Below are 12498 nucleotides of genomic sequence, written 5' to 3' on the forward strand. Positions count from 1 at the left end.
TATTATATTTATATTATTTGTTGTTTTTTACCTTCTTAACAAATCCATCATCAGCATTTATCTCAATTAAATCTCCATCTTTTAGAATTTTTGTAGCATGATTTGTCCCAACAACACAAGGAATATCTAATTCTCTTGAAATAATAGATGAATGGCTTGTAACACCACCTCTGTCCGTTACAATACCAGAAGCCTTTTTCATAATGCTAACAAAATCAGGAGTTGTATAAGCAGTCACAAGAATTTCTCCTTTCTGAAATTTTGAAAAATCTTTGTTTTCTACAATAACTCTTACTTTTGCCTTAACATGTCCAGGATTTCCACAAACACCATCTAATAAATCACCATCATGTTTCTTATCTAACACTTTCCTAACTTCTTTCTCTTCTTTTTTATCTAAAAACCATACACCAAATCCTTCTGCAAAATAAACAGATTTTTTATATCTGTCATCAAGAATCTTTTTATCAGCTTTATTTTCATTTAAAGCCTTTTCAACCTCATTAGGAGTTAAATAATTAGCCTGTGTTAAACTTAAACCAATCCTTTTACCAATCTCCCTAATTAAAAACTGAACATGATAATGTGCTTTTGAATAAAACTCTTTTTTCAAATCCATCAAAACCATACACTTTTGCGTTTCTAAACAAAGAGAAAAAGTTTCATCATCAATATTATACTCTTTTTTAGCTTTTAATTGATCTTCTTTTAATTTAACACTATTCTCTTCAATTTCCATCAACCTTTTGTTAGGATCAATCCCATACTCCAAGATTACCTTTATTCTTTCTTCAAAATCTTCTAAAGTCCACGCATCTCCATTATAATCAACAGGAACCCAATTATATTTTAAAATATGTTTCTTTAATCTACTCTTAGTATCCTTCTTTTCTTTAGCTAATGCAACAATTTCAAGCAAATCCTTTTCTTCTTTAGTTACAAAAGATTCTTTAGAAGGTATTGTCAATAAACTAAAAATTTTGTTTAACTTTTTCCTATCTTTAACTATACTTAATAATATATTATTTAATTCTGGCTCAAGAAATTCTTTAAGTGTTTCTGCAGGACACTCACCATAAATAAAACTACCAACATACTTCTGGTTATATTTCTTATATAAATCTAACAAATCCTTGTTAGATAATTTTGAATAATCTCTATCCAAACTTTTTGTGAACTTAAGAAACTCTTTTGAAACCTCTCTAAATTTTTTGCTAAACTCATCTATAATCTTTGAATTTTTTTTAAATAATCTAAACATACCCTCTTTGCCTTTGTTCCAATATTTTTCTTCCACAAAAGTATCCCAAACACCATCATCAATAAGAACGTAAATTCCTCTTAAATCTGTTTTAAGATATTTCTTATAGAATCTATCATAAGCAGGCAAAACCAACAAAACAGGATAAGGACAAATATGCTTTTTGTAAACTCCAACAAAATTTTTCAAATTCATCTTTTCCTCATCAAATAAATCTTAAAACTACTCCCTAACCCGTGTTTAGGAATTATTTTCTTCTTTATAACAAAATACTTTTTCAACTCTTTTTCAAATAATTTTGGAGGCATTATTGTCCACTCCTTATATACTGAACTAAAATAGGTTTCTTTACATATATCCATTATTGCTAGAGCAGTTTTACTAACAATGTCTTTTTTATTTTTTCGATTATTATAACCCTTTTGAAATTGTTTGGTAAAATGTCTTAAAGAAGCAACATAATTATTGTTAAGTGCACTAACTCTTAACATAAAATCTCCAACATAACCACAAGCCTCTATAATAGTCTTTTCTCCACTAAGAACTTTCCTAGCCTGTTTTCTAAATTCTTCATCTAAATCAAGTTTTACTGGACATTTTTTTGGAATTGTGTCGTTCCTTGGAATAAATATTGCATTATTTTTCATAACTCTCCTTACTTCACTAAAAAATTCATCCCACTTATCTTTAGGAAGATTTGCTATAGAACTATCTCCCATAACAACATCAACAGAATTAGAATGAATTGGCATTTTAACCCAATCTGATTTGATAAATTTTTCATTCTTATTTGGAAAAGAAACAAGCTGAGACATTGCTTTGTAAATATAATCACTCTGATCAACGCAAAATACTTTTGAACCAAACAAGTTAGTACATAAATAACCCAAATCCCTATATTCAGGAGTACATCCTAAAATAACAATTCTTGTTTCTCCTTTTACTTTAATTAAATGGTCTTTTATATGCTTAAATAATATTAAACATACTTCTCTGTTTGGCCTTCCAGGAGCACCCATCTTTTTCCATGAGTCCATAAATTTTTCCCATTGTTTTTTCTGAACACTTGCCATTATACACTTATCTAATAAGTGAATATATATACTTTTCGGATATTAGTCGGGAAACAAAAAATATTTAAAGTCAACTTAATTAAATTTAGTAAATGAAAGGAAAACTCAAAAAGAATTATACAGATCCATGGAAAGAATATGCAAACAGATATGAAAAATTCTATTGGGAACCTGGCAAACCAACAAAACAGGAAAAAAAGATTTTCTATAAATTTATTAAAGAAGCCTTAAAAAAGCGAAAAAAGACAAGAGCATTAATTCTTGGAGCAACACCATCTATTAGAGATGAATTAGCAAAATTTAATGTGGAAGTTACTCTAATAGACATTAACAAAAATATGATTAATGAAATGTCTAAATTAACTACACACAAAAAGAAAGAGATTATTGTTAAAGGAAATTGGATTAATACCAAATTTCCAGACAACCACTTTGATATTGTAATGGGAGATCTAGTTTTAGGCAACCTTGATGCCAAACATCAACCAAAATTTCTCAAAGAAGTAAAAAGAATACTTAAACAAGAAGGATATTGGATACATAGGATGTTCTTTTTCCCACCTAATTGGAAGTTTGAATCAACAGAACAAGTTCTAAAGAAATTTTCAAAAATGAAGCACAATTATGATAGGAGCACAGAGCTTTTAGTATATCTTGTCTACAATACATACAATAAAAAAACTCATGAAGTATATACAAGAGAAATAAAAAAAACATTAAAGAAATATTGGAAAAAAGACAAGTATATTTATCCAAATGATCCTAAAGTAGAAGAATTAATGAACGAAATGTATACTATGTACAAACCATTGAAAAAAACATGGTATACTGGAACTAAAAAAGAGGTTTTTTCAAGAATTTCTAAATTTTTTAAAATTATTAAAGAAGATTTTGCAAAAGATCATTATTTTGGCAGGAGTTTTATTATTATAGTTTGCAAACCAAAATAAGAAATTTATTTCTTTATTAAAACATATAAAGGCAATTTATTTTTCAAATGCTTTTCATTGCCATAAAATATTTCTTTTGTCTTAAAGAATTTAAAAAATTTCTTTTCAAGATCACTCCTTAAAGGCATAAAAAATAAAAAATCTCTATTAAGAGACAAATTCTCGTAATCTTTTAGTTCTTTGTTACTAATAAGTTTCTTATTATACAAATTCAAAATCACTTTCCACGCATCTTTCAACATTGTATAATCTTTCCTAAAATCATAAGAAGCTAAAATCAGATTTCTTATAGTTCCACTACAAACACCAGATTTTGGATATTCTCTCCTATATTCTTTTATTGAATTATCTCCTGTATACTTTTCTCCTTTGTCTCTAAAATAAGTTCTTGTTATAAAATAACCATCATCTTTCAGCATCTTAGAAACATTTGAAAATAATTTATTGATATCTTTCTTTTTAAACATATTAACAATATTATCTGCTAAAATAATATCGAATTTCTCATCTAATACTGTTTTAAGCCAGTTTCCCTGAACAAATTTCTCTTTAGGCTTATTTTTAACCTCTCTATTTAGATATTGATAGTTTTTTTTGCTAAAATCAATTAAAGTAACAGACAGCTTGAGCTGTCCACACATATTCCTATACTCTGGTGTAGAACCTAAAATCAGAACTTTAGCATTTTTCCCTTTTGATTTTATATTTTTCTTAATAAATCTTAGATCAGAAATAGAAGGCCTTGCAGGGCTTTTGTAATACTTCCAGTGATAAACAAATTCATCGCTCCAGTCTTTTTTCATTTTTTCATAACATAAACAGGCACTTTATTTGTACCAACAGGTTTAGGAGTGATTATTCTAACTAATTTCATATACTTCTTGACTATTTTAGTTAGTTCTTTTTTCATTGGCAAATACAATACCAATGGTGTTGTTTCATAATCAAGCCCTAAAACAGAACTAAACTCTTTTTTAGTTATCTGACCTTTTTCATAAAGTCTTTTCATACCCAAATACTGTCCATTTAATGAACCATTCCCTCTATCATAAAAATTAGAAAGAAGATACTGATTCATATAATTTTTAAAACTTTTACCCTTGTATTTTGTTCTGTATATCCTAATAATCTTATCCATAGGAACAAGACTTTTTGATACTCTTACCCATGTTTTTGCAAGAAACAAACCATCATCTTTGAGTATATTTTTTACATTCCTTAAAATAATAGGTACATCACTTCCTTTAACCATATTTAATGAAGCTTCTGCAAAAACCAAATCAAACTTTTCATTTAATTTAAGTTTTATCCAATCCTGAAGAATTAAAACATCTTTGCCTTTAACTTTTTTTAATAGTTTCAATGCCTCATTATTTTTTTTATTATAATCACAAACATAAACTGTTAATTTCTTTGAATTAACTAAGTCTCTAAACTCTGGTGTAGAACCTAAGATAAGAACCTTAACCTCTTTACCATATTGTTTTATCTTTTTTTCAAGAAATTCATTAAAAACTCTAAGATCGTCTTTAGAAGGCCTTATAGGTGGTCTGTAATTCTTCCACACTTGGGCCATTGTATTGGTCCATTTCTGTTTTTTTGAAGACATCTCTATAAGAACATAAAAATAACTATTTAAAATTATCTAAAAAGAAATTATGCACTTTTTTGATAAACATGATCAAGTGCTTTATTCAAATATTTAATAACTTCACCCGCTTCAGGTTCTCTACCTACAGCAAACCTAACAAAACCAGAACCCTGGTCTTTTTCTCCTATCAATAGATGTTGTCTTTCACCTAAACTAACCTTATTTACTATGGCACCAGGATTATCTTGAATATAATGTTCAAAAGCAGCAACATTTGCTAATCTTTCCTCATCACTATTTCCCTTTAATGTAAAGTTTAGAACAGCACCAGGAGCACCGTATCTTGTATTTAGTAATGTATCAGGTGTATAAGTAGCACTCTCAACATTCGGATGTTGACTTAAGAAATCATAAATTATAATAGCATTATCAACATGTCTTTTCATGTTGTCTGGTAAACTTGGAATTCTATTATAGAATAATTTTGCAAGTTGTGAATTTGGCAATATATCTCCTTCTATTTTTTGTGTTAAACTTTTTATGAACTCAGCAGGACCAATAACTGCTCCACCCATTGTATCCCCTTCCCCACTCATATATTTAGTCATACTATGAATTACAATATCTGCACCCTCTCTTAAAGGTTGAGATAAGAAAGGTGTTAAAAAAGTATTATCAGTAATAATTGGAACACCATACTCTCTTGCAACTTCATGAATCTTTCTAGTATCAGTATACTCTAACAAAGGATTAGTAATAGGTTCATAAAAAATTGCAATTATTTTATCTTTGTTATCTTCAAGAGCAGCCCTTACTTCATCAGGATTTGTAGTATCTATCTCAAGTGCAGGTTCTATTCCCATTTTTTGTGGTATTACTTCTTTAAGTAAAGGACCTGTATGGAAATAAACATCTTTTCCTCGTAAGAATCTTAACCCTGTCCTTGCTTCTTTTGAATAAGGCATTACTAATGCTTCTGCAACATTAGCTATAGCAGACATACCACAAGGAAAAGTAGTTGCTCCAACATGTTCTAATGGATTAATATCATATTCTTCAAGATATCCTGCTTCAGCCATAACTAATCTATGAGCCAAAGCGTCTTTTGCAGCACTACCTGCTCTATCATAATAATAAGGAAATTCTGATGGTTTTGATCCCCTCTCTAACATATCTATTACATCATTTATAGTCTTACCTTGAAGAGGGTAACTTATTCTTGATGTATCAAATGTAGTTTGATCCCTAGAAATCCTTTCCTGAAAAACATTTGGATCAAGATCAAAAGACTCAGGCGTAATTAAATGATCTTCTTGAAATTGTCTCCATGCTTGATTAAACCAATCTACCATTTTATGTATTATTATATAGAGATTTAGTCTTTATAAACCTTTCTATTTTGTAACCACTCAAGAGTTACGATTATTTCTTAACTTTAAGAAAATAGATAGGGAGAATGTCAGAATGATGAACTTTTTTGATCCTATTTGTATCTTTAATCAGAAAATAATCTTTTATCTTACTCTTAAAATGTTTTTCTGATGACATGTAGCTTATCATGCTTTTTGCATGTGTAACTATATTTATGAAATCGGCTTTAGCCTTTCCACTTAACATTTTCCCAACAGGTTCTTCAACTTCAGCTAAAAAACTCCAATCAAATACTTTTGTTTTTTGATTATATTGTCTTTTTGCAAATTTAGTATACATACCAAACTTAAGAACCAATCCAAGAATAGTGCATTTTTTCCGCTTAAATTCTTTCACAAATTCTTCACATGATCTAATCTTTTTAAGAGGATAATCATAAATTATATGTCTTGTTATCAAATATCCATCTTTTTTCAGTAAACGATTAACAATTCTAAAAAGATCTCTCCATTTTTTAACAGGAACATTATTAAATGAAGCATCTCCCATAACAACATCAAAGGAATTTAATTCTAGAGATTTATGCATCTCTAACCAATTACCAAGAACAGATACATTCTTCTTACTATCTTTATAATGCATAACATTCGTTAATAATGAGAGAAGTTTAGGACTACTATCAACACCAATTGTTTCAGAACCATGTTTTATTGCCAAATCTCTTAATTCAGGTGTTGCTCCTAAAACCAATGTTCTAGTGTTTTTCTTATTTCCTATAGCAATCTTAAAGAATTTTTCATAAACTTTAATCTCTTCAGGAGATGGAGCAGAGGTTCCTTCCCCTCTTTTAGCTCTAGTTTTAATTATCTTTATATTTGACCATGTATTTCTAACTTTCATTTTACTATCTTAACCCAACTATGGTTGGCATTAACCTCTACTAAGTCTCCATCCTTTAAAACTTTTGTGGCTATCTTAGTACCAATTATGCATGGGATTCCTAATTCCCTTGAAACAATTGCAGCATGGCATGTAACTCCACCTTCATCTGTAACAATTGCTGATGCTTTTTTCATAGCAGGAATATAATCTGGTCTTGTCATTACAGCCACAATAATATCTCCTTTTTCAACCTTATTTATCTCTGTAGCACTCTTCAAAATCTTAACCTTTCCAGTTGCTTTGCCCATTGAAGCTGTTAAGCCTCTAAAATCATCAACATCAGACAAATCAGTACTTCCTAGTATCTCATTTTTAACATCATCAGCATCTTTACCATGTAAAGCCTCATGACCCTCTTTATCCCAGTAAAAAACACTATTATTTTTTCTTCCCTTTAATTCTTCTCTTGTAGGTTTTTTATTAAATATATTACCAACCTCTCTAGGACTCATATACTTAATTTCATCTAAAGGAATATCAACTCTTTTACCTATCTCATCTAATATCAAACTAAAATAGTGTGTTGTCCAGAATGTTGCTTTTTTCCTTTCATCCTGCCAGTATGTAAAATCTTCAGAAATTTTTATCAAAACCTTTAGTTCATCACTAATATTTAATAAATTCATAAGATCTTCTTTCTTTTTCCTATTTACCTTAGGAGTATCTTTAATTCTTTTTACTTCTTCTTCAATATTAAGATTAAGAGAAAAGATTTTATCTAATTCTTTTTCAAAGTGTTTAACATCCAAAACATAAGAATCAACGTAATTATTTCTTGTCCAAAAGAAATTCTTTTGATGTTCTTCTAAAAGTTTTGTTTTATCTCCACCTTTTTTAACATTTAATGCTACTTCTAAAAGCTCAACCTCTGCATCATTAATAAAAGACAGATGAACAGGAGCTGTTAATGTTGAAAAAACATCTGTAAATCTTTTTTCATCCTTGATTTTAGAACTTTCATAAACCTCTTTTATTTTATCAGCAATCATTTCATCTGTTCCTAGAGCAAAACCATCAATAAGAGAGCTTGAACTGTTTCTATTCAAAGTAATTTGTGAAAATTCATTAGATAATTTTATTAATTCTTCATCACTTAACTTAGTTAGATCTATTTTACTAACTTCAATACACTTTTTATAGAATAAATCATTATCTCTTTCCCATTCTTCAATAAAATATGAACTAATATCCTGAATTTTTTTACTTTCATTAATTATAGAAGTATAGACCTTTTCTATATCATCCATACAAATATACCAATCAGCCTTCCCTTCATCATAAAAACAGTAGTGAACACTAAAATCTCCACCAAGCTTTCTTTTTTCATGAGTTTCTATTTCAGCTTCAGCAATAAAATGCATAAAACAAGGAGAACCATCAAATCTTTGGTGATACCATTTCTTTCCAACCCAATCTTTTACTTTTCCCTTAGCATATCCTTCTATATACTTCATTTTAACTTTCTTACAATACCTTTATTTGCATCAACTTCAATTAAATCGCCGTCTTTTAAAACCTTTGTTGCAATCTTTGTACCTATGATACATGGTTTTTTCATCTCTCTGGAAATTATCGCTGCATGGGTTGTTTGTCCTCCTTCATTGGTTACAATTGCCGAACATCTTCCAAGTATTGGAACATATAACACATTAGTCATGGATGCTACTATGACATCTCCTTTTTTGACCTTTGAAAAATCTTCTTTTGTCAACACTATCTTTGCTTCTCCTTTCGCAAATCCTTTGTTTGCAATAGTCCCTTTTAACTCTTTTGCCTCTGAATATGATTCTTCTTCAAATATCTCTTTCATCTTTGCAAGCGCTTCATCACCTAACAGATATTTCTTTGTTTTCAAAGTGTAGAAATGGGCTTGATGTCTTTTCTTGACAATATCCATGTCTATTTCTTTACACTGCAACAGATTTTTTATTTCTTCTAGAGACATTGATTCTACTAGTTCTTCTTTCAGATATTTTTTGAATTCTTTTGACAAGAACTCCCATAAGTCCACCCAGTAAGATTTACTCTTGTATTTTGTGATGGTGCTTTTATAGTCTGGATGGTGATCTAGGAATTCATCATCCAATGAATAGCCAATAAATGCACATGATATATAATACTTCCAGTATTCAGGCAAAATTTTCTGGATTTTCTCTATTATCGCAATAAGCTCTATTTTATTTGTTGGTTTGCTGCGTATTATACTACTTATTTGTTTGTCAGATTTTCCCACAATCTTGAACAGCGCCAAATATTTTGAAGGATTATTCCTAACTTTTTTCTTGACATTTTTTTTCAACAGATCAAACTCTTCTTTGTTTCTGTAAAGTTCATTCACATTCTTTTTTGTGAAAAAGAATTTATCATCTATATCTTCTCCTAATAGTTCCATTAAGTTGGAGTATCCTACTTCAATGCATTTATCATATACATAAAAAGCTATTTCTCTTGAGATATATTCATAATCATTTAGTTTTCTTTTCATTTAATCTTCCTCACAATACCATGGTTAGCATTTACTTCAATTAAATCGCCATCTTTTAAAATTTTTGTGGCTATTTTAGTACCAATTACACATGGGATTCCTAATTCACGAGAAACAATAGCTGCATGACTAGTAATCCCACCTTCATCTGTTACAATAGCAACAGCCTTTTTCATAGCAGGAACACACTCAGGTCTTGTCATTGTTACAACCAACACCTCTCCTTTTTGAAATTTAGCCAAATCATCTTTTGTTTTACAAATCCTTACTATACCACTAACTTTGCCAGTAGATGCACACATTCCATGGATATCAGATTGAGCAGCTAAACTTTTATGATAACAATCCATAAACTTCTTAAAATCATCTTTTATATAGAATTCAGAAACTAATTTACCATCTTTCCTCTTCATATAAACTGCATAATGTTTTATCCTTTCTTTACTCTCTTCCATATTAAAATTAGTTAACATTTTATAATCAATTTCATCAGGAGAATATCTTTTTAGAATATCTAAGGGAATATCAAACTTTTCACTAATCTCTTTCAATAATATATGCATGTAGTAAACACAACTCAACATATTCTTTTTCCTGTCATCCTGCCAATGAAGAACTTTTATCGAAAGATCAATCAAATCTATAATTTTACTATCAAAATTAAATTTTTGAATCAATTCTTTTCTTTTATTAATATTATTCTTATACCTTTGATTTTCCTCTTTTATCTGCTTATCAACATCAATATTATCTTTAATCATATTTTTTATTTCTTTTAGGTAATCTTCTTCTCTTAAACCATCACCATCAAAATAATTTAATTGGTTATAGAAATATTCCTTTCTATGAAATGATATTAATCCTAAAACATCTTCACCATTTTCCATCATCTTTATAATTTTCATTAAATCCAGATGTTCTTCATTCATAAAAGAAGGTCGTTCAGGTTGTAATAAATCATTAAAAATTTCCCTGAATTTCTTATCATGCCTGTTAAGATTTAGTGATTTTTCCAACATTTCTTTTAACAAAGGCTCAACAACAAAAGGTATTGCTTCTACTAAATGACTCACACTTAGAAGTCTGTGGTAGGTTCCCCAAAATTTCTTATAAATATTAAGTAAATCTTTATTATTAAGATTTTTAATATCTCCTTCATCTATCTCTAACATAATTTTTTGAGAATCTTTTACAAAAACATCATCTTTTTTTAATAAATCCTTTAAATAATTCTTATCTTTTTCATATCTCTTAAGAAAATTATTTCCAACATCTACTAAATCCTGTTCAAGATAACAATATTCTAAATAATCTTTGTTAAAAATAAATAATTTTTCAGTATACCCATAACCAAGAACTTTGTGACAATCAACCATCGATGATACAGGACCATGAAAAATATAATTTAGACAGCTGTTAAATCCCTGTACATACCATTTCTTTTTAGCAATTTCCTGAAACCTTTTAGATAAATCTTCTTTCATTCTATCTTCCTAACAATACCATGATCAGCATCTACTTCTACTAAATCACCATCCTTTAAAACCTTTGTAGCTACTTGAGTTCCAATAATACAAGGCTTACCTAACTCTCTAGAAACAATTGCAGCATGACTAGTAATCCCCCCTTCATTTGTGATTATAGCTGCTGCTTTTTTCATAATAGGAACAAATTCAGGTCTAGTCATATATGATACAAGTATATCTCCTTCTTCCATTTTTGAAAACTCATCTTGTTTCATAATAATCTTTACTCTTCCCTTAACAATTCCTTTATTTGCAATCTGCCCTTTTAGTTCTTTAAACTCCTGTTTAATCCTATCATCATAAACCTTTTTTATTTCTTCAGCTTCATCACCATAAAAATATGCAGGATCATCTTTTCTGGAAAACAATGCACTTACCTTATGACCAATCTTTTTTAATTCTTCCTCAGATATTGTAAATAATTTATCAGATTTGTTTATGAAAGGCAATTGTTCATAAAGTCTCCAATCAATATTCTTTCTTCTTGCTATTTCTTCTACAAACCATCTTAATATAGCATCCCCTTTACAGTTTATTCTCTTCCTTACATCTCTCCTATGACCCAATGAAGACATTAACTTAAAGAATTTCAACACGTTTTTGGGCATATCATGATTTTCATAGATTTCTCTTTTCTTATTTGAAAGGTCTGAAAGCTTTTTTTCTATCTCTTTAAGATTCTTTTCAGGATCTTTTATTTTTTCAAGTTTTTCTTTAAAATGCGATACGGGTTGTGTGTCTGCATGACCATAATTGTTCTTATACCAAAAAAATTTCTTTTGATGCCTCTCAAGACCTTCTTCAGAAAAATTGATTTTAAGCTTTAATAAAGATATTTCTTCTTCCTGTGCAAAAGAAGGAACATCAGGCATTAAAAGAGTCTTCACTTCATCATCTGTAAGCTTATTATTATACTCTTCATTTAGAAGATGGTTTATTATTTCCTCCCAATAAAGATCAAAAGAATCTATAAATATAAATGGTTTCCACGCTTCATCAAAACAATCGCAGAACTCTTCAAATACTTTTTTTAGTTCATCATCTGATAGAGATTTCAAATCAGGAAGACTATCAATAGCTTTATCAAGGTCTTTTTCAAGTTTATCATGGAGCTTTTCAAGTTTGTCTAAGAAAGAATCATCACTATTATTTTTATCTAAAATATATTTATACATCTTTTCAAGAGCGCCTTTATCCAAACCCATACAAAAATTGCCATCCTCTTCTATGATAATTAAATGTTCATATCCTTTTTCATGCATACTGAGGACACTTCTAACTGCTGTATATACAGGAAAA

At 29.1% G+C, this 12498-nt stretch carries 11 protein-coding genes; 1 reads left to right on the forward strand and 10 read right to left on the reverse strand.

What is annotated here, in order from left to right:
- Nucleotides 1–13: 13 nt before the first annotated feature.
- Both CEE44_04760 and CEE44_04765 read right to left on the reverse strand, forming a co-directional pair.
- Nucleotides 14–1456, reverse strand: coding sequence for a hypothetical protein (locus CEE44_04760; protein ID TKJ17809.1), 1443 nt, complete (start codon nucleotides 1454–1456; stop codon nucleotides 14–16).
- A complete protein-coding gene (locus tag CEE44_04765; GenBank protein ID TKJ17810.1) occupies nucleotides 1453–2334 on the reverse strand; it encodes a hypothetical protein in 882 nt (293 codons plus the stop codon). Before CEE44_04765 ends, CEE44_04760 begins: the two co-directional genes overlap by 4 nt.
- 92 nt (nucleotides 2335–2426) lie before the next feature.
- Between CEE44_04765 and CEE44_04770 the strand changes: the two genes are divergently transcribed.
- Nucleotides 2427–3284, forward strand: a complete 858-nt coding sequence (locus tag CEE44_04770; protein ID TKJ17811.1) for a hypothetical protein — start codon at nucleotides 2427–2429, stop codon at nucleotides 3282–3284.
- Nucleotides 3285–3289: 5 nt separating this feature from the next.
- Here the strand turns inward: CEE44_04770 and CEE44_04775 are convergent, their stop codons facing one another.
- From CEE44_04775 to CEE44_04810, 8 genes are all read right to left on the reverse strand, one after another.
- Nucleotides 3290–4087 carry a hypothetical protein gene (locus CEE44_04775; protein ID TKJ17812.1) on the reverse strand — a complete coding sequence of 266 codons (798 nt, stop codon included), beginning with the start codon at nucleotides 4085–4087 and terminating at the stop codon, nucleotides 3290–3292.
- A complete protein-coding gene (locus CEE44_04780) occupies nucleotides 4084–4893 on the reverse strand; it encodes a hypothetical protein (GenBank protein TKJ17813.1) in 810 nt (269 codons plus the stop codon). The genes CEE44_04775 and CEE44_04780 overlap by 4 nt, the downstream gene beginning before the upstream one ends.
- 47 nt (nucleotides 4894–4940) lie before the next feature.
- Nucleotides 4941–6227 carry a hypothetical protein gene (locus CEE44_04785; GenBank protein TKJ17814.1) on the reverse strand — a complete coding sequence of 429 codons (1287 nt, stop codon included), beginning with the start codon at nucleotides 6225–6227 and terminating at the stop codon, nucleotides 4941–4943.
- A 70-nt stretch (nucleotides 6228–6297) separates the two neighbouring features.
- A complete protein-coding gene (locus CEE44_04790; protein ID TKJ17815.1) occupies nucleotides 6298–7146 on the reverse strand; it encodes a hypothetical protein in 849 nt (282 codons plus the stop codon).
- Nucleotides 7143–8435, reverse strand: coding sequence for a hypothetical protein (locus CEE44_04795; GenBank protein ID TKJ17948.1), 1293 nt, complete (start codon nucleotides 8433–8435; stop codon nucleotides 7143–7145). Before CEE44_04795 ends, CEE44_04790 begins: the two co-directional genes overlap by 4 nt.
- A gap of 203 nt (nucleotides 8436–8638) precedes the next feature.
- Entirely contained in the window at nucleotides 8639–9673 is a 1035-nt protein-coding gene (locus tag CEE44_04800) for a hypothetical protein (protein ID TKJ17816.1), read from the reverse strand.
- On the reverse strand, nucleotides 9670–10845 hold the full coding sequence (locus CEE44_04805) for a hypothetical protein (protein ID TKJ17949.1): 1176 nt from the start codon (nucleotides 10843–10845) through the stop codon (nucleotides 9670–9672). Before CEE44_04805 ends, CEE44_04800 begins: the two co-directional genes overlap by 4 nt.
- A gap of 308 nt (nucleotides 10846–11153) precedes the next feature.
- Nucleotides 11154–12461, reverse strand: coding sequence for a hypothetical protein (locus CEE44_04810; GenBank protein ID TKJ17950.1), 1308 nt, complete (start codon nucleotides 12459–12461; stop codon nucleotides 11154–11156).
- Nucleotides 12462–12498: the final 37 nt, after the last annotated feature.

It is taken from the genome of Candidatus Woesearchaeota archaeon B3_Woes, from assembly GCA_005222965.1.
Taxonomy (GTDB): Archaea; Nanobdellota; Nanobdellia; order Woesearchaeales; family B3-WOES; genus B3-WOES.

What these genes read in the sequence shown, in the direction of transcription:
- CEE44_04795 (TKJ17948.1), bottom strand. Translation starts at nt 8,435, where the DNA reads ATGGATGATATAGAAAAGGTCTATACTTCTATAATTAATGAAAGTAAA.
- CEE44_04805 (TKJ17949.1), bottom strand. Translation starts at nt 10,845, where the DNA reads ATGTTAGAGATAGATGAAGGAGATATTAAAAATCTTAATAATAAAGAT.
- CEE44_04775 (TKJ17812.1), bottom strand. Translation starts at nt 4,087, where the DNA reads ATGAAAAAAGACTGGAGCGATGAATTTGTTTATCACTGGAAGTATTAC.
- CEE44_04765 (TKJ17810.1), bottom strand. Translation starts at nt 2,334, where the DNA reads ATGGCAAGTGTTCAGAAAAAACAATGGGAAAAATTTATGGACTCATGG.
- CEE44_04790 (TKJ17815.1), bottom strand. Translation starts at nt 7,146, where the DNA reads ATGAAAGTTAGAAATACATGGTCAAATATAAAGATAATTAAAACTAGA.
- CEE44_04770 (TKJ17811.1), top strand. Translation starts at nt 2,427, where the DNA reads ATGAAAGGAAAACTCAAAAAGAATTATACAGATCCATGGAAAGAATAT.
- CEE44_04780 (TKJ17813.1), bottom strand. Translation starts at nt 4,893, where the DNA reads ATGTCTTCAAAAAAACAGAAATGGACCAATACAATGGCCCAAGTGTGG.
- CEE44_04785 (TKJ17814.1), bottom strand. Translation starts at nt 6,227, where the DNA reads ATGGTAGATTGGTTTAATCAAGCATGGAGACAATTTCAAGAAGATCAT.
- CEE44_04760 (TKJ17809.1), bottom strand. Translation starts at nt 1,456, where the DNA reads ATGAATTTGAAAAATTTTGTTGGAGTTTACAAAAAGCATATTTGTCCT.
- CEE44_04800 (TKJ17816.1), bottom strand. Translation starts at nt 9,673, where the DNA reads ATGAAAAGAAAACTAAATGATTATGAATATATCTCAAGAGAAATAGCT.
- CEE44_04810 (TKJ17950.1), bottom strand. Translation starts at nt 12,461, where the DNA reads ATGCATGAAAAAGGATATGAACATTTAATTATCATAGAAGAGGATGGC.